At 63.1% G+C, this 22621-nt stretch carries 18 protein-coding genes; 11 read left to right on the top strand and 7 right to left on the bottom strand.

Annotation, left to right across the window (positions count from 1 at the left end):
* Nucleotides 1-152 precede the first annotated feature (152 nt).
* Nucleotides 153-824, top strand: coding sequence for a PAS and ANTAR domain-containing protein (locus NV1_RS03545; RefSeq protein ID WP_067885799.1), 672 nt, complete (start codon nt 153-155; stop codon nt 822-824).
* Nucleotides 825-905: 81 nt separating this feature from the next.
* On the opposite strand, the gene NV1_RS03540 is transcribed toward NV1_RS03545, so the two are convergent.
* Entirely contained in the window at nt 906-1949 is a 1044-nt protein-coding gene (locus NV1_RS03540) for an NAD(P)-dependent alcohol dehydrogenase (protein WP_067885798.1), read from the bottom strand.
* A gap of 118 nt (nt 1950-2067) precedes the next feature.
* Between NV1_RS03540 and NV1_RS03535 the strand changes: the two genes are divergently transcribed.
* Nucleotides 2068-2991 carry a helix-turn-helix domain-containing protein gene (locus NV1_RS03535; RefSeq protein ID WP_067885401.1) on the top strand — a complete coding sequence of 308 codons (924 nt, stop codon included), beginning with the start codon at nt 2068-2070 and terminating at the stop codon, nt 2989-2991.
* A gap of 945 nt (nt 2992-3936) precedes the next feature.
* A complete protein-coding gene (locus NV1_RS43220; RefSeq protein ID WP_169813283.1) occupies nt 3937-4305 on the top strand; it encodes a HEAT repeat domain-containing protein in 369 nt (122 codons plus the stop codon).
* 552 nt (nt 4306-4857) lie between these two features.
* Here NV1_RS43220 and NV1_RS03530 read toward each other — a convergent pair.
* Genes NV1_RS03530 through NV1_RS43215 form a run of 3 tightly spaced genes read right to left on the bottom strand, consistent with a single transcriptional unit; the run spans nt 4858 to nt 6818 of the window.
* Nucleotides 4858-6117, bottom strand: a complete 1260-nt coding sequence (locus tag NV1_RS03530; RefSeq protein WP_157116520.1) for a type II toxin-antitoxin system HipA family toxin — start codon at nt 6115-6117, stop codon at nt 4858-4860.
* A complete protein-coding gene (locus NV1_RS41810) occupies nt 6101-6445 on the bottom strand; it encodes a helix-turn-helix transcriptional regulator (RefSeq protein WP_084525038.1) in 345 nt (114 codons plus the stop codon). Before NV1_RS41810 ends, NV1_RS03530 begins: the two co-directional genes overlap by 17 nt.
* Nucleotides 6432-6818 carry a hypothetical protein gene (locus NV1_RS43215; RefSeq protein WP_157116518.1) on the bottom strand — a complete coding sequence of 129 codons (387 nt, stop codon included), beginning with the start codon at nt 6816-6818 and terminating at the stop codon, nt 6432-6434. The genes NV1_RS41810 and NV1_RS43215 overlap by 14 nt, the downstream gene beginning before the upstream one ends.
* 1108 nt (nt 6819-7926) lie before the next feature.
* Here NV1_RS43215 and NV1_RS43210 point away from each other — a divergent pair.
* The 4 genes from NV1_RS43210 to NV1_RS03500 all read left to right on the top strand — a co-directional run bounded on the left by NV1_RS43210 (nt 7927) and on the right by NV1_RS03500 (nt 13692).
* Nucleotides 7927-9291 carry a hypothetical protein gene (locus tag NV1_RS43210; RefSeq protein ID WP_157116515.1) on the top strand — a complete coding sequence of 455 codons (1365 nt, stop codon included), beginning with the start codon at nt 7927-7929 and terminating at the stop codon, nt 9289-9291.
* Nucleotides 9292-9605: 314 nt separating this feature from the next.
* Entirely contained in the window at nt 9606-11684 is a 2079-nt protein-coding gene (locus NV1_RS43205) for a hypothetical protein (protein ID WP_157116513.1), read from the top strand.
* 87 nt (nt 11685-11771) lie between these two features.
* Nucleotides 11772-12860, top strand: coding sequence for a hypothetical protein (locus NV1_RS45460; RefSeq protein ID WP_245713539.1), 1089 nt, complete (start codon nt 11772-11774; stop codon nt 12858-12860).
* Nucleotides 12835-13692 carry a hypothetical protein gene (locus NV1_RS03500; RefSeq protein WP_067885391.1) on the top strand — a complete coding sequence of 286 codons (858 nt, stop codon included), beginning with the start codon at nt 12835-12837 and terminating at the stop codon, nt 13690-13692. The genes NV1_RS45460 and NV1_RS03500 overlap by 26 nt, the downstream gene beginning before the upstream one ends.
* Before the next feature lie 15 nt (nt 13693-13707).
* Here NV1_RS03500 and NV1_RS43200 read toward each other — a convergent pair whose 3' ends face one another.
* A complete protein-coding gene (locus tag NV1_RS43200; RefSeq protein WP_157116511.1) occupies nt 13708-15084 on the bottom strand; it encodes a hypothetical protein in 1377 nt (458 codons plus the stop codon).
* Nucleotides 15085-15563: 479 nt separating this feature from the next.
* On the opposite strand from NV1_RS43200, the gene NV1_RS03490 reads away from it, so the two are divergent.
* The 3 genes from NV1_RS03490 to NV1_RS03480 all read left to right on the top strand — a co-directional run bounded on the left by NV1_RS03490 (nt 15564) and on the right by NV1_RS03480 (nt 19641).
* Nucleotides 15564-18248: an ATP/GTP-binding protein gene (locus NV1_RS03490; RefSeq protein ID WP_157116509.1), complete on the top strand. Its 2685-nt coding sequence runs from the start codon at nt 15564-15566 to the stop codon at nt 18246-18248.
* 3 nt (nt 18249-18251) lie between these two features.
* Entirely contained in the window at nt 18252-19169 is a 918-nt protein-coding gene (locus NV1_RS03485; RefSeq protein WP_067885388.1) for a phosphotransferase, read from the top strand.
* 118 nt (nt 19170-19287) lie between these two features.
* On the top strand, nt 19288-19641 hold the full coding sequence (locus tag NV1_RS03480) for a hypothetical protein (protein WP_067885386.1): 354 nt from the start codon (nt 19288-19290) through the stop codon (nt 19639-19641).
* Between the two features lie 159 nt (nt 19642-19800).
* Here the strand turns inward: NV1_RS03480 and NV1_RS03475 are convergent, their stop codons facing one another.
* Complete coding sequence (locus NV1_RS03475) at nt 19801-20628, bottom strand: DUF5753 domain-containing protein (RefSeq protein ID WP_245713538.1); 828 nt, start codon at nt 20626-20628, stop codon at nt 19801-19803.
* A 172-nt stretch (nt 20629-20800) separates the two neighbouring features.
* Here NV1_RS03475 and NV1_RS03470 point away from each other — a divergent pair, with 172 nt between their 5' ends.
* A complete protein-coding gene (locus NV1_RS03470) occupies nt 20801-21883 on the top strand; it encodes a helix-turn-helix domain-containing protein (RefSeq protein ID WP_067885384.1) in 1083 nt (360 codons plus the stop codon).
* Here NV1_RS03470 and NV1_RS41805 read toward each other — a convergent pair.
* The gene (locus NV1_RS41805; RefSeq protein ID WP_084525035.1) at nt 21815-22417 is read right to left on the bottom strand and encodes an NUDIX hydrolase; all 603 of its coding nucleotides are present in this window, start codon (nt 22415-22417) and stop codon (nt 21815-21817) included. The two genes, NV1_RS03470 and NV1_RS41805, sit on opposite strands and share 69 nt — an antisense overlap.
* Between the last annotated feature and the right edge of the window lie 204 nt (nt 22418-22621).

Raw genomic sequence — 22621 nt, 5'->3', positions numbered from 1 at the left:
GGGTCCTTCTCGTTACCCCGTTTGTATCGGGCTCGGGGCGTACCGCCCGAAACGCCACCGCCGTCGGTCGTGCGGCGATGCCACATAACGGAACGACGAATGATCGCTTCATCATGCTCGGCAGTGGCCCCGGTGCGGCAATACTGTTCCGAATGGACGAACCGTTCGCTCCGACGGAGGTTGCCGCAAGCTGCCGGGTGGATCCCTCGACAGCAGGCAGCTTCCGCTTCTGGTTCGCCACCGGCCGCTGGGAATGGTCACCGGAAGTGTTCCGCATGCACGGATATATTCCCGGCGAGATCGAGCCGACCACCGAACTGGTGCTGTCGCATAAACACCCCGAAGACCGTCAACAGGTCGCCGACCTGATAAACCGCGCGGTACAGAATGGCGAACCGTTCTCCAGCCGCCACCGTTTTTTGGACACGACCGGCGCGATACACAGCGTCATGGTGGCCGCGGACCGTATCGTCGATGCCTCCGGAACCGTCGCGGGCACGTCGGGCTTCTACATCGACTTGACGGACACACTGGTCCGAAACGAAAAAGCAACGGTCGCAACGGTACTGCCGGAAATGCTGGAAGCCAGAGCAGTGATCGAAAAAGCCAAGGGCGTACTGATGCTCATGTACCGAATCAGCGACGCCCAAGCATTTCGACTATTGGTATGGCGTTCCCAGGAAACCAACGTAAAACTCCGCGCCCTGGCGTCCCGATTGATCGCCGACCTGTCGCTGCTCCCGCCCCCCGAGCCCGGGATGATGAATGTGTTCGATCACGTCCTGCTGACCACCCACGAACGGCTTCACGGCGAACATCGCTGAGGATCACTCGGCCGGGGACCTGGCGCACCGAGGGTTCGACCTCGACGGCCCGGCCGCGCGCTCCCGGCCGACGGGTGTCGATCAGATCGTGGCCGTGTCGATCACGAAGCGGTAGCGCACGTCCGAGTTGTCGACCCGTTCGTACGCTGCGTTGATCCGACTCGCCTCGATCAGCTCGATCTCCGCGCCCAGGCCGTGCTCGGCGCAGAAGTCGAGCATCTCCTGTGTCTCGGCGATGCCGCCGATCATGGAGCCGGCGAGGATCTTGGATCCACCGAGAAGCGAGAACAGATTGAACGAGATGGGCTCCTCGGGGGCGCCCACGTTCACCAGTGCGCCGCCCGTCTTCAGCAGGCTCAGGTACGCGCCGAAGTTCAGCGGGGCGGACACCGTGGAGAGGATGACATCGAAGGAACCGGCCAGATCCTCGAACGTCTTCGGATCGTTGGTGGCGTAGTAGTGGTCGGCGCCCAGCCTCAGGCCGTCGTCCTGCTTGCGCAGCGACTGCGACAGGACGGTGACCTCCGCGCCGAGAGCATGGGCGATCTTGACGCCCATATGCCCCAGTCCGCCGAGACCGACCACTGCGACTTTCTTGCCGGGACCGACGCCCCAGCGCTTGAGCGGGGAGTACGTGGTGATGCCGGCGCACAACAGCGGCGCCGCCACGTCGAGGGGGATGCCCTCGGGGATGCGGACGGTGAACGCCTCGGCAACGACGATCTTCTGCGAGTAGCCGCCGTAGGTGGGTTCGCCGTCCTTGCCGATGCCGTTGTAGGTCTGCACATTTCCCTGCACGCAGTGCTGTTCCTGGCCGTTGCGGCAGGGCTCGCACTCGCGGCAGGAGTCGACCATACAACCGACGCCGACGCGATCGCCGACCTTGAACTTCGTCACGCCGGAACCGACCGCCTCGACGACGCCGGCGATCTCGTGCCCCGGGACCATCGGGAAGATGGCCTCACCCCAGCCTGCACGGGCCTGGTGAATGTCGGAGTGGCATATCCCGGCGAACTTGATATCGATCAGTACGTCGTATTCGCCGACCGTGCGGCGCTCGATGGTGGTGCGCTCCAGCGGAGCCTTGGCGCCGGGCGCGGCGTATGCGGCAACAGTAGTGGTCATGACGTCCAGCGTGCTGGACGAATCGACGTTCGCCCAGACCACCGCTTTGCGTACGTCCAGTGTTCCTACTACTGACAGCATCAGGCTCATGGTCGTACGACCGGGAATACTGGAGAGCATGAGCGACAACCCCGCCCCGGACGATGCTCACAGCAGCCACTCCGACGGCCTGGACCAGCGCGCCGAGCTCAGCGAGTTCCTGCGCACGCGTCGGGCCCGGCTCGAGCCGGGTGATGTGGGGATTCCCTGGCACGGGCGACATCGGCGGGTGCCGGGCCTGCGTCGTGAGGAACTGGCGCAGTTGGCCGGCGTATCCGTGGCCTACTACACACGGCTCGAGCAGGGCAATGGGCGCAATGTATCGGCGGAGGTGCTCGATTCGATCGCGCGCGCCCTGCGGCTGACCGATGCCGAACACGCGCATCTGACCCGCCTCGCCAAGCCCAAGCAACTGCGGCGCAAGTATCGAGCACCCAAGCGGCAGCAGGTGCGGATCGGGCTGCGACAACTGCTGTGGTCGATGGACGAGATGCCCGCGTACGTGGCCGGGGCGCGGTCGGAAATCCTCGCCTGGAACCGGATGGCGGCGGCGCTCTTCGGTGACTGGGGACAATTACCGCCGGCCGAACGCAATTGGGCGTGGCTGACCTTCCTTTCTCCCGACTACCGGCGGCTGTTCCTCGACTGGGATTCCAAGGCGTCCGACATGGTCAGCTACCTGCGGTTGTACGCGGGTCAGCACCCGGACGACCCGGAACTGTCGGCGCTGGTGGGGGAACTGTCGGTCAAGAGCGAGGAGTTCCGGCGGCTGTGGGCCACGCACGACGTGAAAGAAAAGGGGCACGGTGTCAAGCGGATGCGGCACCCTCTGGTCGGCGAGCTGACCCTGGCGTACGAGACGTTGTACCTGCCGGACGACGCGGAACAGTACCTGTGCGTCTACCACGCGGAACCGGGCTCGCCGTCCGCTGAGGCCCTGTCCCTTTTGGCCAGCTGGGGCACGGACGCCGCCCAAGCACCCTCCGATTCGACTCGCCCCTGACAGAACCACCGGAACCACGCCATCCGGGCTCGACGATGGGGCCGGCATATCACCGCAATGTCGACGCCATGGCCGCGCACAGCCATTGGGGTCCGCGAATTCGGCGGCGACCGAGCGCTGAATTCCTCGAAACTCGCTGGTCGGCCGAACTGTGGTGTGGGCGCGGCCATCGCCATTACCGGGATTGCCGCCGCCGGCACGGCCGTGGCGACCGCATGCGTATGGCAGTTCGATGAATCTCCCTGGTCATCTCACTTGCCTTTTCCGGACCTCGGTGAACGAACCGAATACCTCCTATCGATTCGTTACCGTGCGCGTTTTGCTCGCACAGCCGTGAACTCGCCCGAGACCCCCGAGGCGGTGTGCGCGGCAGCGGTGACCACTACTGCCGAATATCTGCGGCCCGGTGAGCGTCACGCTCGAATCCTTCACCGCGGCAACCGATATCGCCGAGGGGCGGGGTCATCATGGCTGGGAATATCGTACTATGGTCTCGCTATTTCGTAGATCGAGATTTCGTGAAAGGTGCGTATGCGCAGGGTTGTTCGTCTCGGAGTTATCGGTTTCGGCATTGTGGCGGGCGTCGCCATGGGTGCGTCATCCGCCTGGGCGGGGCCGGATATGGTTGGCCCCCATCCCGGTTGTGATGACAACGGCTTCTGTAAGCCCGGGGCCCCACGTCCCCACTTTCGGCAAGACGACGATCCATTGGGTCCGACGCTGAAATTGTTTCAGGACTGTGTTGCGACCGGTTCGCACAGTCCCGACCCGGGCGTATGGTGTCCTGGCGGCGCAATTCCACGTGGCGGTATCTGACCTGAGCGGTCGGCGTATGACCTCGGATGGAGGTGTCCCCGCACCCGTCCAGAAACCATGGGCCACCTCCGTCCAGGGTCTCTCGGGAAGCGCCCGCAACCGCCGGACAGGCGAGGGGAAACCGATCAATTGAGTACATACCAAAGCCTGACGCCGCTGAGCCGCGATGACGCGCTCGAAATGATGTCATCGAGCGATACAAGGGTTGCGGGTGAAGCGATACTGCGTCTGGCCCTTCACGATCCAGACGGGGGATGGGTAACCGATCGCGCGCTCGAGCTGCTCAACAACAGCGCCCCAGAAGTGCGGATCACCGCCGCCACCGCATTAGGGCACGTTGCACGCATCCATCGGTCGATCGACCAAGCGCGCGTTGTGCCGGCCCTCCGCCGACTATTGGACGATCCGGCAACTGCCGGCCGGGCCGAAGACGCCCTGGATGACATCGAAGTATTCGCAAACCCTCATAACGGCAGCGCCACAAATGCTGACGACTAATTCCTCAGGCGCTCAGTACCGCCGATCGAGCGGACATCCAATTCCGCAAGCTGCACGCTGCCGACGGACTCTGGTCCACGGGATGATGATCGGCTGCGTGAGGTCACGGCTTGTTTACCTCGCCCGCAGTCGAGGTCGCCATCCGAACGACCGCTGACGCTGTCCGGGTTCTGCCCAGCGCCCCGTGCCGCTTATTCAAGTCTTCCGGAGTCCGTTGAACACCCTCAACCCAGATATGGCTGCCGACGATGCTCCACATGATGCCGTAGCAGGAGCCGCGTGGTTCGCCGACCGGCAGACCGACGGCATCCTGTTCACCACCCTGCAGAAGTTCGGACTCACCAAGGATGAGAACGACTCCGGCTCGACCACCCACTGCTGGCGGATCGGCGCAACGTCAGCGCATCGGCGCAACGTCGTCGACGCGAGGCATGCCCCGCGTGCCACACATCCCGAAGTCATCAGAGGCCGAGGTAGGCGACGGACCGCTCACCATCTCGTCGAAAAGCTCACGCCCCGGCTCGGACCATGCCCGAAGACGAACACGGATCGCTACTCATATCCGTACCCGGCAAAAGGGTGGAGGATTTGCCTGTGCCACAGGAAATTCCGCTGCGCCTGCGTCAGCCTGACAAGATCGGCGACTTCCGAGAAATCTCGTTGGACAACATCGATCTGGTAGTCGATGATCTCGCGGCCCTCGGCCTTGCTCAGGCCGTATACAGCGCACGCATTCAGCAAGGCAGCGAACGACGAGTCTCGTTGTCCCGCACGATCGAACGCCATCGCCTGCGCGGACGTCTCACCTGAACGCGGTTGTGGGCACAGGTCGTAGGCGGGTGTCAGTCGAAGATCTCGCCCGTTCCAGAACGCGGCATGATTGCGCGCATGATCGTCATTGTTGCCGATGGCGACGTTGAACACGATGCGCTCGAACAGCTTTCGGCCGACCTGCGGGTCAGCTCCGTCGCGGCGCAAGACGTCCAGCAGGTCGGGATAGGTGGCATACCGAGCCTCCATTTCGTCGAGGCCGAGCATCGTCAGTCCCGAGACCAGGATGCGCCGGTCGCCCGGTCGCCCTCGGTCGAAACGCTCGACCACCAGGATGTCCTTACCCAGGGACGAGGTGACGAACGAATGCGGCGTGTCGATGCCGACCCTCCGCGCGAATTCGATGGCCAACGCTTCGGAGTTCACCACCGGATAGTGGTCGGAGGTCGACGAGAATTTGGCGATACACGGAACCCCGTCGACATCGATCAGCGCTTTGGGACGCGCGCCACCGATGGAAGTCCCCCGCACCAGAGCCGCAGTCAACTCGGGACCGATCGGCCGCCCTTCCTGCAACGCATCCGCGGCCGCGTGCAACTCGTCGATTGTCGCAGTAGTGCCGCGTGGGACATAGGTTTCCGGGCTGGCTTGAAAATCGAGTCCGCCGATGCGGTTCGAACCCGATTCGAGAAAGTAGGTGATCTGGTCGAGATCCCCAGGATCGGCGTCACGACCTCGGGCGCCATGTACCCGCTCCAGTATCACTCGTTGTCCCCACGAGTCCGGTCCGGCATCACGCAGAACCGAGGCGATCGCCACATTGCCGGACGGCTCCTGCCAGCCGCTGATGAGCGGAAGCTCCGGCGGGTACAGGCTGATCGCATCCGGACGATCGAGGTAGCTACGTCCGTATCCGAAGCGGTACCGGCTCCCGTGACGCTGAACGCGCCCGGCGACGACCGGTTGCAGGTGACCGGGAAGCCACGCCCAGACATAGGCGTCTTCTCCCCGAGGAGAACTGCCGTCAGAAATCGAGGCCATCGTCGTCTCCCTTGGAACGCGGCCGGTATTCCCGAGCAGGGATCAGCGCAACGCGCTCCTGCCCTCGTCTGCGAAGCCGAGCCAACTCGTCACCACTCGCGGCGAAGAGCGGAACCCCCACAACAGAGGCCGCACTGAATACTGTGCCCACAGCGACCCCCGGCGCCCCTCGCTCGATGGCCGTAATCGTCCGCGGCCCCACACCGACACGCGCCGCCAAGTCAGCAGCACTCCAGTTCTTGTCATGCCTGGCAAGCCGGATCTGCGCACCGAGCACACTCAACGCATCGGCTGCCCCCCGGGTCGGAGCAATTTCACGCTTGGCCATTGGTCCACCTACCATTAAAGTGCAGTAGATCTACTCTACTGCACTTTAATAGTGAACAGCGATCGATCTCGCCGGTTTCAATCGGCATCCCGCGTAGCCAGCTCACGCGCACAGCTTCGACCGAGACAGCGCTCAGGCCGACCAGTTCACTCGGATGGGTAGGAGATGACGCGACCAGCACGCCGACGTCAGCAGCATCGACAAGACCACGAAAGTAGCAAGGTTTCGTGCCGAATTCGAAGCCGATCGATTTCCGATGCTCGTGCCCATCGACGACGACCGCGATCCCGATCGCGTCCTCGACGGCAAGCCCGGCGATGGCGAACCATAACCGATCCGGCCGTCGCAACGTCGGAATTCGCTTGCGAGACATCTGCTTCAGCGGCAGGTAGTCAGGCGTGCGCTCAGGGCGCGGCCCCGATCATCGCGGTCACTCACAGACCCGACGCCGAGCTGTGGTGGTCAACAACCAAACCGACCTGCACACGGTTTCGAGCATCGACCGACAGTCAGCGGCCTAACGGCCTCGCAGACAGGTGGATAGCTTGCCTCTGAGCTGCGTGGCAGGCGATCCACTCGAACGTCTCAGCCTTCCGATTTGCTCCACGATGCGCTATGCGATCAACCTGCTCACGCCGCGCCACGCGCACTCGCCCCCGGCAAACTGTCGCCAATGCCGATCCGCTGGCGTCTTCATTACACGATCGCTGCAGCTGCCATCGGTTCGAGATCACCGAATCACCACTACACAGCCAAACACCTTCCAACTGCGACTATTACGAGAAAGCACACCTCGACAAGCCGCGTCACGGGAACAGGCCGTCTGCCCGGTAGCATCGTGGCAGCACCGATCCAACGGATCCGTTCAGGCGCCTCGGACAGCACGGCCATCACAAACCTCAGCGGCACCACCCGGAAACTGAGGCGACGCCCAACCCGTTCGCACACCGGAACGGAAGAAGCCCCTTCCGCGACGAGCGAAAAGGGCCTCCTACCAGCGCGCCCGAAGGGATTCGAACCCCTAACCTTCTGGTCACTGATCGCGGATTCCCTACAGTTCCCGCACTATCCCGGAAAACCCTTGTAGCTAGGCGATTTTCGTCGAATGACGACGAACCGCCATCCCGGAGTATCCCCGCAGTTCCCGCTCGAACCACGGGAGAATTACGGGAGAGGTCTAGTTGCCGCGCGCGAGCTTCGCGGCGCGGCGGGGAGCCAATGAGCTACTCGGGTGTGGGACCTCTTGGCCGACACTCTCCGCGGATCTACCGACCGCATCTCCCGGCGTGTCGCGACGAAACTGCACCGGCGAGTCTTTCAGTTCAGCAATCTATTAGCAATCCATCGCCACCCGAGTCACTGCATCGGCTCACGGGACCGCGCAGGAGTGATATCGCCTCTGCCAGGTCAGCGGAGTCGACGAAGACGAGCTTGCTGAACGCCCCCTTGACCGCTTGGGCATTCTCGTCGAGGGGGGAAGCGTGGTGAAGCTCGACGACCCGCACACAGCGCCAGCCGACAATGCAGCGAAGGCGAGTGCCACATCCCGGACGGACTCCTCGTCCACCGCGCCAATGGGTTTACGCGGCCGGCACGGTCAGATTCGAAAATCGAATGAGCCGGACGAAGGACTCGCGGAGCGTGTGGCCCGAGCAAAGGCTCACGTCGGCTACCAATACGAACCCGCTCTGTACGAGGAGTTGACCGAGGACGAGATCGCTGCGGAGCGTGACCTTCACGAATGGATGCGTGCTCGACAGCGGCGCTTGCGGAAACGCAGTTTCCGGTGGGAGCAGACGATGGAACTTCGCTCACTCAGAGCGGAGGCCCGGTCACGCCGACGAGACGAGCGGGAGAAACGATGGCATGCCGACGCGGTGGCTGAGCGCTGCCGCGCGACAAGCCCGGACGCAGTCATCGGACGGTTGTACCGCCGGATGACGTGGATGTCGCGAAGCCTTCGGTTCGCAATGGGCATTGGAATGGTTTGGAGCGCAGTGAATGTCGGGCGCAACCTTCAGCCCGACCACAGCGGGCCTGCCGGACTGACCTGGTGGGCCTTGTGGGTCACCAGCTTCGCCTTCGAGGGCATGATCTCGTTGCCGATCGCGGCGATCATGCAGTTGTCGAGCACTGCAGCCGAGTCCGGACATGAGATCAATCGCAGCAGAGTCCCCCTGATCGGCGCTGGGCTTTTACTATTAACTGTCGGACTCAACGCGGGTCCGCATCTGATCTCGGCCGACTGGGGTTGGGCCGCAGTCGATACGGTCGCCCCCACAATGGTCGTTGTCTGCATGTGGATACATTCCTGGTTGGCTAGCAGGTACGCGACTTTGATCGATCTTCACCACCCGAAGACGACCACAGTCTCAGGCGATCGATTGTCCTCCACGGATCTCTCCGACACCCGGGCCCTTACCCCCGCGCCTACGGCTGTGCGTCACGGTCCGTCTCCCCACAGGGTGTCGCACTCCGCCGCGACAGGATCAGCGTTGGATGCCGGACCAACCGGCGATATTCGCGAACGTCCGTCAGAGGTCGGAAGTGAGTTCGCTTCCGCCGCAGACGATACGGGAACTGTGACGCTGGACCAGTGTGAGCGGATCGCGCATCAGCTCGTGATGCGCAAGGAGACCAGGACACTCAGTAAGGACGATCTGGTGATGGTGCTGCAGATCGCCCAGACCGGCGCAAGCGCCCACGTCATCGCTACCCAGATGACCACGACTATAGGAAAACCCTACACACGATCGACGATCGACCGCGCCATCGGCAGAGCCCGCGAATTCGGCTTCCGGACCACCACAAACACCGGAGAGGAGGTGATTACCCAAAGCGCATGACCCGCAGTGCTCGCCCGGCCGCAAAGGTCCAACCATAAGCCGCAGCGGCCCGGCGAGCCTGCTCTCACCTAGAGCAAGCGGATAACCCAATACAGAACAAAGCCCCCAGCGGGAACTGGGGGCCTACAACCCGAAGGCTGCAAATGCGTTGCACGTTCGAGGGTAGCTCAGGCGCGGCAACGGCCGCAATAGCGGCCGGATACAGCGATATTCAGCCCCGCCAACCACGCTCTGCGCTGCCCGGATTTGATGAATTGATCTCCGCTGCAATTGATTACACCTATACCAAGAGTCAGGCACAACGGATCTGGCGGTTGGCGACCCTGCTGGCTGCACGTGGATCGATGCGCTTGCGAGATTCCGACTTACAGGCGTACCGCTCACGAGCGCAACGCCTTACACGTGATCTACCCGATCTGCCCGCCGCGGTTCCGTTGTATGTGCGCGGCAAAACACGTGTACTGGCACTGGATTTCGATGCCCGCCACTGCAGCGCAGATGTCGTCATCACCGATGTGCGGCAGTGCCTGGACTGGATCGGACAGTCTGGCGGCCGCGCGGTCGTCGACCGCAGCACCAGCGGTGGATGCCACGTGCTCGTGCCGCTACCGATCGACACGGAGGTCCGCCGCGACCAGATCGAGCCGATCCTGCGGCTACTTGCGACCCAGCTGGACTCCCTCGACATCACCCCGATGCTGAATCCCTCTACCGGATGCATCACCCCACCCGGATCTCGCACCCGGGAAGGCGGATTCCGAATCCTGCTCGGCAGCCTCGATGATGCAGTCGACGCCTTCACCATCCGATCAGCGCCAGGATTTCTAGCCCGGCTGACCGAACTCCTCGCCAGCCTCGAACCTCGTACCACCGCAGCCAAGGACAGCACGTCTGTGCGCACAATGCGCACACAACCAGTGCACACACCGCGCACCACGCGCACACTGCCGACCGGACATCTCCACCTATGGGAAGGCGACGGTAAGCAGGCACGGCTGCGCGCGCAGTTCCGACTCCAGACACCAATGCCGCGCACAGTGCGCGCATTTGCCGTCGACGGCACCGGCTCACCCGACGGACGCTGGCGCGCACCCGACGGACGACTCGACCGGTCGGCCGCCCGCCAATCCGTCCTTACAGCCGCGGTACTGCGCGGCTATACCCTCGCCGACATTCATCGTCAACTGCCGCCCGCCGGAGGCGATTGGGCAGGGCTCTGGGCCTCCTACGACCGATACGGCAAGCACGGCGCTTCCGACGCATTACACCGCGACTGGGCCAAAGTCTGCAGCTGGGCCGCGCGCAACGCCCCCGAATTCCTACCTGGCGCGCACAAGATTCCAGAGCACACAGGGGGGTGGCGGGGGGAACCATCACGCGCGCGAAAACAAACCGAATGGCTTGCTGCAGCGACAATGTGGGTGGACGCGCAATGGCCAGGCTCACCTCGACGACACACGATCCTCGCCCTGCTACAAGGTCTGGCTCACGCTTCCGTCGCGGCCGGCGGCGTGGTGCGCGGAGTCCCCGTTGTCGAAGTCGGCGGACGTTCGCTGTCGATCATGGCCTGCCTCTCCGAGACAACGGTATGGCAGCTATTGCGTGACCTGCGAGACCTACCGGGCTCGCCGATCTTACGGATCCGCCGCGGCGCAGGGGTGCTGGCCGATCAGCACGCACTCGTGCTCCCAAGCATCAACGGCCGCCGAGTACGGCCTGGTCCGACCGAGGTTCAGCGCGCGCGGATCGCCCCCGTTCACGAGGCATGGAGCGTAATCGGACTGCACTGTCGCAGGCTCTACGATGCCGTCGCACACTGCGGCCTCACTACCCCAGCCGACGCGATAGCAGCCGCCAAAATCAGCCGCAGCGCAGGATATTCGGCCCTCGCAAGCCTCACCACCGCCGGATTGCTAAATCATCGACACGGCCAGATTACCGTCGGCCCAGTGCATCTCGACAGAATTGCCCTCGCACACAACCTCCCGCAGGCCCGCATGGAGCGCATCGCACAGCACAAACGCCAACGCGCCGTCTGGCACGCATGGCTCCTCAACCGATTTGGACTCCACACCGTGGTACCGGCGGTCAGCGATCAGCCGACTGCGCACAACTCGCAAACCGAATCCGCGTATGGGCACCTTGTGCACCAGAGCACGGCATCTGCGTACAACTACGTCCGCGCAACTGGCAGTAGCGCCGACCAACTCCTTGGGGCCACCGAAGACCGTGCGGCCTTTCCGCGACGCATCATGTACCCGGTTTGTACATATATCGATCCGACCACTAAAAAGGCCCTACCGCGGGCTGACTGCGTACGCTGCGCACACAGCGCTTCGCTCGGCCGAGTATGCGCGCACATAGCGCCTGGCGCGGGGCCCGCGCCGCCGTGAGCAAGCAGAAGCACCGCTCACGATACCCGGCAATGTTCAGTAAATATGCCGTCTCCGTACGGAACGGAATCAAGGTATTATCTGAACATGGTTGCTATGAAGACGGAGCCGCCGCGCAATGAAAGAGAGGCAATCACCGCTGCTGCGACCGCCATCGGCAGCCGGCTACCACCTTCCTGGGACCTCAATGTTCAGGGCTTTCTCCCCAAGGACGCGGGCTACGACGCCATGTTCAGGCTGTATGCTCCCGGACGGCTGGTCAGCGTTCTTCTCGTCGAGGCCAAGAACGTCGTGCGTGCACACGATGTCGATCGGATACGTGAACAACTCGATGCCGCCACCTCCCGCGAGCCCGGCAGCGGCGGCATGCTGGTCGCGCGGTACCTGTCAGCATCGACGCGCCGCCGCCTGGAAGAAGCACACATCTCCTACGCTGACGCGACGGGCAACCTGCTGATTCGCTCCGACGCAGAGGCCGTGTTCATCTCCGCCGTAGGCGCTGACACCGATCCATGGCGTGGCCCCGGCCGGCCGCGCGCCACCTTGCAGGGCGAACCTGCCGCAAAAGTGGTCCGCGCGCTGCTCGATTTCGCGAGGCCGTGGAAGATCCGCCAATTGGTCGACGCCTCGGATGTCGCGACCGGCTCGGCGTATCGAGTCCTCGACTTCCTTGAACAGGAAGCCCTGATCACCCGCGAGCGCAGCACCATCAAGGTGCCGGACTGGGTTGCGCTGCTACGCCGTTGGAGCGAGGACTACCAGTTCCTGCACACCAACACGATCACCCGATGGATCGCACCGCGGGGCCTGCCGGCGTTCCTCGATATCGTGCGTAGCTCAGAAGTCTCCGACTACGCCGTCACCGGATCGATTGCCGCCGCGGCGTGGGAGTCTTACGCCCCGCCTCGCTCGGCGATGATTTATGCCCAAGACCCCGAGAGTGCCGCTGCAGCTTGGGGATTGCGGGCTACCGACACCGGAGTCAACGTGCTGCTGGCCGCACCGGCCTACCCTGTCCTTCTCTCCCGAAGTGAGGTAGCGCTGGACGATCTGAGGATCGCTGCTCCGACTCAGGTCGCCACCGACCTAATCCATGGGCCAGGCCGGGCGCCTTCGGAAGCAACAGAACTGCTCAACTGGATGGAGAAGAATGAACAATCCTGGCGCCACTCCTGAGCCGTTCGATCTGCTCGTCCGCACGCGCACCGTACTACTCGACGCCCTCGACGCACTCGACGAGCACCGCGACTCGGTGATCGTCGTCGGGGCCCAGGCCGTCTACCTGCATACTGGCGACGCACCCGTCGCGATCGCCGAGGCCACCAAGGATGCCGATGTTGCGATCGACACCCGTGGCCTCGGACAAGACCCGACGATTGACGCAGCCATGCGGAAAGCGCGCTTCGAGTACAACCGCGAACAGCCACAGCCAGGCGCCTGGGTAAGTGCCGACGGTATTCCCGTTGACATCATGGTCCCGGAAGCCCTTGCAGGACCAGGGAAACCAGGCAAGCGCAGCGTGGTCGCGCCACCCCACAACAAGATGGCAATGCGGCGCTCTCGCGGCCTGGAAGCAGCAATCGTCGACCACAGCGAGATGACCGTCCCGTCGCTCGATCCCCACGACACCCGATCGACCACAGCGCTTGTGGCAGGGCCTGCGGCACTGATCGTAGCCAAGTGCCACAAGATCACCGAACGCCTCGAATCGCCAAGTCGACTCCAGGACAAGGATGCTCACGACGTCTATCGGATCCTGGTGGCGGTCCCAACCGAGCGACTGCGCGCCTCCTTCGCCGTTCTACTCGTCGACGAGATCAGCAGTACCGTGACTAGCGAGGCAGTCGATCATCTCCACGAGTTGTTCGCAGCAGGCCCCGACGCTATTGGTTCCGTCATGGCTGGCCGCACTGAAGAGGCGGTCGGCGATCCCGAGCAGGTCGCCGTCGCCATCAGTTTCCTGGCTTCAGACCTCGTCGGGGTTATCCGAGCGACACGCGGACGCTGATAATTCGCATCAGCATCAGTTCGAGTCCGGGCCTTCTCTGGCCAGCCATTTCCGCAATGATGCCCAGTAGCTTCTGGTGGACGCACGCCTTGCTGACGATCTCGGAGGCAGGCAGCCGTGGCCAGGGATGTGAGGCTCGGGTCCAACCATAGTGTCTGCCCAGCTGGAGGTGCTGAACAGCTGAGCATCGGTCAGCCCTGTGACCTGCGCCAGGGCTCCTGGATAGATCGCCTCGTAAAGCCTGTTGGCTGCTGTAGCCGACTCTGGATCGGTCAGCATCCATTCGGCTGTCATACGTGTCGGTGTCCAGGTTTCGGCGGCGGACGCCACGTCGATTTCCAGCAACCCATGTCGCTGCAGGCCCTCCCATAGCGATTTCCATCGCCCGAATGGCGCACCTGTAAAAGAGGGCCTGTCGATCGGCCATAGTTCCGTCGGCAGCGTGCTCGTCTGAATTTGCGCGAACAGCGGAAGACCGAGGACTCGCGCCAGGTGTGCACGATGTGTTCCATCGCCGACAACCCGGAACAGCGGGCCAGCCGGCCCCTCAACCCGCTCGAGATGTACCGGCTGGTTGAGGTCACCGAACACGATGCGGTCGATCCACGCGTCCAGAAACGCGGGCGTGTCGGCCGCATACAGGGTTACACAGAACTCGTCCAGGGAGCGTCGAACCCGCTCGCTGCGGTCGAAATACCCCCATCGTTCATGGTCTGGCGTGGTGGCGACCTGCACCGGGTCGATCCAGCCGAAGTACTGTGCGCGAGCCGAGGAGCTGCGACGAGATTGCGGAAGAGACGACGATCCGAAGGCATGGATTTGGGGCACCTGCGGTGGCTGCTCATTCACGCGGTCAACTTGTCCCGCGAGCCACTGGGCGAGTTCGCGGCCGGGGTCCGGCACTCGCGCCCACCGCATCATGTGTGCATTCGGGCCCGGGCAGGGGATCTCGCTGCGTAGCCGCTCCAGGGCATCTTTCAAGACCACTCGCTCAGGTCCATCGGCGACCGCGCGCATGCGCCGCAACGACTCGTTGCGTTCACGATCAGCCCTCGCTGCATCGAATCCATCGCAGTCGTATGTAGCTCTTGTCAGCGACACGGCTGCGTTGTCGGCGAGGCTCCCCATGGCACCGAAACGCCCGAGGATGGCTTGCATCTCTTCCGCAGTGCTAGACCACCCGGTAAGAACATGACCTCCGACCTGTGCGGAAAAATCTCCGGAATCTGACCGCCAGAGCACCGAAACATCGCCCCCTGCATTACATTTCACATCGGCCACGGTCAAGTATCCCGCACCGAGCGCGGTGAGGTGACGTGAAGCCAACGTCACCACCACACTGCCAAGCTCAATCGCCTGTGCTGGACGATATTGCACGGCCGCGGAAAGCAAGCACCTGACCACCTCGCCGACTTGACGCGCTGCCACAGTACGGCACGCCGCTTGCCCCGGCGCAGCCTCGCCAGCGCGGCTGCGCGGACTGTGGCGAACTGTTCCGAGAGACCAGTTGCCTTACGTGGTTGCGATTCGCCTCTGCTGCGTCGGTTCCTGTTGTGCTGCATGATGTTCGACCTTGTCGCATGGTTTCCGACCGGTCTGCCTGACGTCTACCCGTAAAATACTCGAGTTCTCAGGCGAACTAGCAGGCCAGAGGCTGAACGCGGTGTCCCGGATGCGTTGTGAGGTAGAAACTGCCGCAAGGAGTTGCAGGTCGACTGCGTGCGAAACCGCCGTTCCGATAACCCGACAGAGACGATCTTCGCCGGTACCCCTCTTGGAGGTTGTCGATCGACGCCTAGAATCAAGACGCCATCTGGCCCAGCGAAATAGCTTGACTGTCAGCGCTTTCCAAGCGACGGGAGGGCAGGTGCGTGGATAATCAGACTGGTGGGATCACTCGGACATCGGGGGATGTGGCACTGATGGTGCGCTCGGATCTGCAGGGGCTGTTTCGATCGAACGACCGCGACCTACGGGCTGTCGATGTGTTCACCAACCGGGAGGGCGAGTGGTCGGCGGTGGTCGCCAGTATCCGGAATGTGGCTGCCGCAGTGGCAGACCCGAGTTTCGATCCCGAGGACGTCGAGTCACCGCGACGAAACGTGCTGTCGTTCTATGGTGTCGGTGGCATCGGCAAGACGGCGCTGTTGCGGCAGATCGAGTTGCAGCTGGACGGCGCGTCGGAGACGGTGCCGCAGTGGGTTACGCCGGACCCGCCACTGCCGCGGGTGATGCCAGTAGGGATCGACCTGTCTCGTCAGGGTGGTATGGACTTCGAGTCGCTGGTGCTCGCGATCAGGCTCGCTGTCGCACCATTGGGGCCGATGCCCGCGTTCGATCTGGCGTTCCGGCGATATTGGGATCAGTGTCATCCGAACGAGTCGTTAGACGATTACCTGCGTGCGCGGGCACTCCCCTTCCGTTTCGGCGGCGCTACACAGGAACAGATCGAGGATGCACTCAACGACGTCGCGCAGGCACTCGGCATGCCGGGGATGCTGGGCAAACTGGCGGGTCAGGGTTTGACGACGCTGATCCGGACGCTACGTGAGCGCAAGCGTCGGCTCCAGGCGTTGGAATGCAAGCGTTTGCCGGATCTTCTGGAAGCCGCGCCGGATGTAGAAGCGTTGAGTTTCTATCCGCATCTACTGGCTTGGGACCTGGCGCACGTGCCGGCCAAGCATGCTGCCGTTCCGGTGATACTGCTGGACACCTTCGAGGATGTGAGTGATCGCAACGACCTGTATCTGGAGCGGCTGCTACAGCGGCTGGTGTGGTTGATGCCGAACGTTCTGTTCATCATCACTGGCCGGAACCGGTTACGGTGGGCGGACTTTCGGTTGGAAGGGCAGCTGGACTGGGCGGGACCGCTGTATTGGCCGCAACTGGCGGCCGGAGATCAGGTCGAGCCGAGTCAACATCTTGTCGGGTATCTGTCGCCGCCGGACTGTGAGGGTTATCTGGTTCGGCGATTGACGCGTGAGGGCGCGGCGGTGATCCCGGCCCAGGTGCGGGCGGCGATTGTCGAGCGGTCCAGGGGGCTGCCGCTATATCTGGATCTGGCTGTCATGCGGTTCCTGAGCTTGTATCGAGCCGACGGTAGCGTTCCGGAGGTGGACGAATTCGATGGCGACTTTGCCGCTTTGGTGGCCAGGACGTTCCGTGATCTGTCCCCACAGGAAAGACAAGTTGTACGCGCGGTGAGCCTGCTGGACGGGTTTTCGGTCGAGTTGGCGACCGCTGCAGCGGGACTCACTCAGGACGGGGCGGCGCTGCGGGTGACCGAACGAGCATTCGTGGAGCACACTCCGGGTGGGGTCTGGCCCTATCGCCTGCACACGCTGGTGCGGGACGTGGTACGCAACGTCGACACCGTCAGTGACGACCGGTGGAGTCCGCGTGACTGGCAGTTCGCTGCACTCCGCGCCCACACCGCACTCGGTGAACAATGCGCCGAACCTGTTCGAGATACACGAATGTTGTTGGCGTGCATGACGCAAGGGCTGCGGTTGGCGTCGGAGTTCGACTTCGATCTCGGATGGCTGGCCGATGCCGCATTCCGGTATGTCGAAGACGCGGTGTGGCTGCCGATCGATATTGGTTCACACGGGGCCGGGCGCAATTCCGCTGCGGCGCTGACGGATGCGGTTAACACAATCGCCGGTCGGAACCGAAAGCGTCGCGCCGACACCGCGCAGGATCTCCGAGCGATTCTTGCGGAAGAGCTGTTGCCGGACGAGTTGGTCGAGCTGCCGCAGTGCTACCTAGCGATGTGTGAACGCGACCTCGGCAACCTATCGGCGTCGCTGAACGGAATGCGGCAGGTTGTGGAACGCGATGGTCGCCTGGCCAGCGAAGCGACACGTGGGCTGTTGCATCTAGCTCGCCGGCTCGGCCACTTCCAGGAAGCCCTCAGTCTTGTGGACCGGCTCGGCGCCGACGGGAAACAACAGCGGGCGCTCGGGGAATTGTGGTGGTCTCATGGCCGAATCGCTGCCGCGTGCACCGCACTGGCGAATGCCCGTGATGACGCGACAGCGCGAGGCTGGGCTGGAGAGGCCGCGTTGTGTCAGGCGTATTTGGCATTCGTTGCCGCGTTCGAGGACCGACCGCGGGCATTGGAGCAGATCGCTCGTGCGAAGGCGATGCTCGCCGACGCGCCGGTCGGGTTCGGTGACCAGTTGATCGCTGTCGCGGCACTGCTGGCCGACGCCGGTCACGACGACCAGTTGCCGCAGCGGGTGGATCGGGTCGCAGCCCAGGCGACGGAGGCAGGGTTGACGTCGCCGGTCGCGTATGCGCGATTGGTGGAATGCTTCCACGCGGCCGTCGTTGGCGAAGCCGAAGGGGTGGCGGTGGCGCGGCGCCGTCTGACGACAAGTGTTGCCGGGCAGGAGTTCGCGTATCTGGTCGAGATGTCGCACATGTTCACGGGCACCGATCCAGAGGAGGAGTGGCCGCGAGCGGACTGGATAGATGGCGAGGCACAGACCCGGGCGCGTTGGTTGTCGCTGGTCGACGATCGGCGCCAGGCCGTTGCGGTGGAAGGGAATTGAGGGATGGCCGACTACACGGCACTGGAGCACATCGATATTCACAGCATCGCTGAACGATATGGCCTCGGCGACTGCACCCTCACCAAACTCGCCGGCGGGGCAGCGAATTCCAGCTTCCGAGTCGAGGGACCGTCCGGTGCCTTCACACTGACTGTGCTGGACAATCACGACCATGCCAGCGCGGCAAGGCTAGCTCGACTGACCCGCGCTCTCTACGCGGCCGGAGTCCCGACCACGGACGTGATTCCCGCAGTCGGCGGAGACCTCGTCACCTCGTGGGGTCGGCGTCCGGCAATCATCAAACAGTGGATCGAGGGCACCGCTTACGACACGCTGCCGGACAGGTTCCTCGCTGCGGCAGGCCGGATTCTGGCCCAGCTCCATTCCGCTGATCCGGGTTTCCCGGACCTTCCGGTGCGGACTCGTCGCTTGTCACCTGAACACGAGGCTACAATCGTCGAGTTCAAGGATCAGGAATTCGGTGAATGGTTGATGCGCCGGCTCGATAGGGTGCGTCAGCTGCGCAGCGGGCACCGCGATGTGCTCACCCATGGTGATCTGTACCCGGACAACTTGATCGTCCGCCCGGACGGCGGTTTGGCGGTGATTGATTGGGAGACCGCTTCGCTGGATGATCCGCTGCTGGATTTAGGCATGGCTCTGGTAGGTCTCGCTGATACGGGCGGACAGCTCGATGGTGAGCGTGTGCGGTCCGTTCTCGACGGCTACAGCTCGGTTCGTCCGCTGGATTCCGAAGATGTGGTCTTGCTTCCGGCCATGGCAGAGCATGCCGCACTGATCATCGCATTCCACCGCTACTACCGTCACAATGTACGTTTTCCGAATCCGCGGCAAGCGCTTCGGTACAGGGAAATGGTTGGGCTGGTTGAGAAGATGCCGGTCGACTGTTTCACCGGTTAGGCATCGAATCTGAAGTGTCCCCATGTGTGCCAAGTCGGCTATATCAGCTTGCAGGAAACCCAAATTCGCCTTAATACGATATGGAGACTACTTACGACCTGATCTACGCTCTACCACTATGGGGAGTTGCGAATACTTCGATGTCGTCCAAGGCGTCTTCGGCACGATCAGTGTCGGTGACAACAGCCGCGCTGAACTGACCGAGATCGAATTCGTGATTACAGACCCCATCAACGAACGCTTCAAACTCGCCGGAATCAAAATAAAGAGCGACCTGAATGCCATCCAGGTAAGGCGAAACTCGGGAAGTAAACGTGTACCGACCAGCGAGCGACCGGTCGATCTGCACACATTCCCCCTCGGCGCTGCCAGCGCGCAGCGCCTCCTGAAACGCATCGAACTGCTCATCCGGAAATATCAGCACCTGCTCAGGAGGAAGCGCAGCAGCTCGATCGGTATACGGCGTAGCTAGTTTGTCGTCCCATATTACGGTCCACCCACTCTTCCGGCCGATTCGCACACATGAATTCTGGCCAGCGCTTCGCGCTGCTTTGATGCACTCACGAGGGGTGAAGGTCGGGGGCATTGTTCGTTCCTCTCACGATATAAACCAGATCAGCCTTGATCGCATCTATCCGCGCTGGACGGTTCGTGCGATGCGGTCGACGAACTCTCGCGAGTCCTCGCTATTGAGCGCCGCGGCGCTGAGCCGAGCGAACAACGTCTCGCGGGTGCCGACCGGCGGTTTATCGATGATGTAGCGAATCTCCCCGAGAGCTTCGACAACAGCGAGTTCGAGGTCACCGGCCGCGCCCGGTGACGGGACACGGATGAGGGTGAAGCGGTCCTCCATTCCTCCACCATCGACCGGGGTGTTGAACGGCAGGACCTGAATCAGGAGGTTGGGACGTTGGGAAAGCTCGATCAGGTGATCGAGCTGGTCGATCATGACCTTGCCTTGGAGATCGCCGTAACGGCGCCGCAGGCACGATTCGGACAATATGGCATGGAACTCTGGCGCATTCGCCTTCACGAGGTTGCGCTGACGCTCCAGCCGCGCCTGCACCCAGTTCCCGACTGTGACGTCATTGCTGGCGCCTGGCATATGCGCGTGCAGCGCACGGATGTACGACTCGCTTTGCAGCAGACCAGGGATGATCTCGGATTCTGCGATGCGTAACCGGTTGGCCTGTTCTTCGAGGTCGATGAGGAGTCGAAGCTCCTCGAAGTACACCCGCCGGTGTCCGCTGGTCCAGAAGCCGCGTTGATACTTGTCTCTCCGGAGCTCGAGCAGGCTTTGAATGTAGTGCTCGTCGGTGAACCCCAGCTCCTTGGCCAGCACCTGGAGGTCGCCGGCCGCGATCTTTCCCGTCCCTGCGATCAGGCTGTTGATGCGCGACTGCCCGACCTCGATGATGCGTCCCGCCTCGGCCTGGCTCTTGCCCGAGGCGCGAATCATGTAGTGGATCTCGCGCCCGAGCAGTAGTCCTCGGGCAGTCCGCGTCGCCATGGTCACTACCGTAGCTGTAGTTCAGATAACCCTGATTCGGTTCCTGAATTCTGATTATCAGCTTATGGTTATCAGAACAGCGGTACCAGCGGGGTGCGGGCATGGGGCTGTCGCAAGGGAGGTGATCACGATCGACGGCACGGAGATCAGGTCGGCACGCACCCGACGAGGCTGGTCGCAGGCACAGTTGCTCGGCGCCTTGCGTACTCGCGCGACCCAACAGGGAATCGCCCTGATGTCCTCCACCAGTCTCCGAGTTGCGTTGTCGCGCTGGGAGAACGGGCACACGAAGCCCGATAAGCTGCATAGTCGGTTGTTGCGGCAGGTGCTCGAGCTCCCGACGGTTACCGTCGATCTTTCCAAAGGCGGCACTCTGTTCGAGGTTCTGCTGAATCACACCAATAGCCTGCGCATTCTCGATCGACGTTTCGGTGCTCCGGCGGCACGCCTGCAAACGGCCGCGCACGTCACCGCGCTGGATGCGATGTGGCACACCAGCAAAGGCGTGGATCGTATTGTCATCGCGAGGGCGCAAGCGGATGCTGCGGCGCTGGCCGCCTGGCAGGACTTCGATGTCGGGGATACGACAGCCGCTGCCACACACTACGAACAGGCCCAAGCCGCCGCATTGCGGGCAGAGGATCCGATCCTGCTGGCCCACACCATAGGTGAGGAGTCGGTGTTGCTCGCGGAGAGCGGGGATGCGGCCAGGGCGATGGCACAGGTTGCCCAGGCGGAGCGCACAGGGGGTTTGCCGCCCTTGCTCAGATCCTGGCTGTCGGCCACAAGTGCGCAGGTGGCGACCTACTGCCCCGGACAAGCATCGACGGCCCGCGATGCGCTGAGCATTGCGGAAGCCTTACTGCCCAACGGATCTTGCGATGATGACGCGATGCCGTTCATCGCGCACGACGAAACGCACCTTTCCCGCTGGGCCGGTCACATACTTGCCCAGCTGGGCGATCCAGCGGCCGCCGCGCTCACCCGCGACTCGATGCAGGTGATTCCCGAGGACTTCGTCCGCGCCCGCTGCGCCCAGCACCTCGATCTCGCACAAGCAGCGATCAACGCAGGTCGCCGAGAAGAAGCGGTGTCCCTACTGTCAGTTTCGGCTGGTCACATCCGCACTCTGGGCTCAGGACGGCTTCGACGCCGACACGATGTGCTCCACCGCCGAAGCCACCAGCTCATGACCGCTGGTTAGGCTCGCGGCGGCTAGCATTCCCACAGCCGTGCCTGTTCCAAGAAGTTGCCCTGCGGCCAGCAACTCGGCAGTTTTGGCCAGCGGAACCCACACGAGCTGCCCCGCCTCCTCCGCGTCCGAAGGTGCTCCTACCTGCTGTGGGCCGTGCCCGAGATAGATGTAGTGAGGTGTCTGCACCAGACCAGGCATCGGTTCGAGTTCCGCCACGAGCGTGAGCCGGTCGACAGCGAATCCTGTTTCCTCCAGCAGCTCACGGCGCGCGCACGCTTCGGGCTCTTCACCCGAATCCAAGATCCCGCCCGGCGACTCGTAGCCGATCGTGTCGATGATCCACCGATGACGCTGCAGCAGCAGAGCCCGGCCGTGGTCATCAACGGCGGTGACCGTCGCGACGGGATTCAGTCGCACCGCGTGATGATGCCGATCGACTCCATCCGGCGTCGTTATGTGGTGGCGCTCCACCGATAACCATGGTCGGCCGTCATACACGACCTCTCCGGAATGGACCGTGGTGCGCGGCGGGCGATCAGTCATGCTCCTCACGGTACCGGCGGGTTGTTGGTTTGCTGGACGCCGAATTCGTTTACTGAATGCTACGAGTTGCTACGTTCCCGGAAGCCCTGGCTACGACCACGCTGGACTTATGTCCTGGTTGAGTGGCGAGGCGAGAGCACGAGACGCCATACGCCGACTGTGCCAACGACGCAGCCGAACCGTCAACGGGCGCTTGCACACTTC

This window comes from Nocardia vaccinii NBRC 15922, from assembly GCF_001613305.1.
In the GTDB taxonomy this organism is placed as follows: domain Bacteria; phylum Actinomycetota; class Actinomycetes; order Mycobacteriales; family Mycobacteriaceae; genus Nocardia; species Nocardia vaccinii.
This window is presented reverse-complemented; position numbering and strand designations above follow the sequence as displayed.

Coding starts and splice junctions, on each gene's coding strand:
- NV1_RS03545 (WP_067885799.1), top strand. CDS start 153: ATGGACGAACCGTTCGCTCCGACGGAGGTTGCCGCAAGCTGCCGGGTG.
- NV1_RS03540 (WP_067885798.1), bottom strand. CDS start 1,949: ATGACCACTACTGTTGCCGCATACGCCGCGCCCGGCGCCAAGGCTCCG.
- NV1_RS03535 (WP_067885401.1), top strand. CDS start 2,068: ATGAGCGACAACCCCGCCCCGGACGATGCTCACAGCAGCCACTCCGAC.
- NV1_RS03530 (WP_157116520.1), bottom strand. CDS start 6,117: ATGGCCTCGATTTCTGACGGCAGTTCTCCTCGGGGAGAAGACGCCTAT.
- NV1_RS41810 (WP_084525038.1), bottom strand. CDS start 6,445: ATGGCCAAGCGTGAAATTGCTCCGACCCGGGGGGCAGCCGATGCGTTG.
- NV1_RS43215 (WP_157116518.1), bottom strand. CDS start 6,818: ATGTCTCGCAAGCGAATTCCGACGTTGCGACGGCCGGATCGGTTATGG.
- NV1_RS45460 (WP_245713539.1), top strand. CDS start 11,772: ATGGTTGCTATGAAGACGGAGCCGCCGCGCAATGAAAGAGAGGCAATC.
- NV1_RS03500 (WP_067885391.1), top strand. CDS start 12,835: ATGAACAATCCTGGCGCCACTCCTGAGCCGTTCGATCTGCTCGTCCGC.
- NV1_RS03485 (WP_067885388.1), top strand. CDS start 18,252: ATGGCCGACTACACGGCACTGGAGCACATCGATATTCACAGCATCGCT.
- NV1_RS03480 (WP_067885386.1), top strand. CDS start 19,288: ATGGGGAGTTGCGAATACTTCGATGTCGTCCAAGGCGTCTTCGGCACG.
- NV1_RS03475 (WP_245713538.1), bottom strand. CDS start 20,628: ATGATTCGCGCCTCGGGCAAGAGCCAGGCCGAGGCGGGACGCATCATC.
- NV1_RS41805 (WP_084525035.1), bottom strand. CDS start 22,417: ATGACTGATCGCCCGCCGCGCACCACGGTCCATTCCGGAGAGGTCGTG.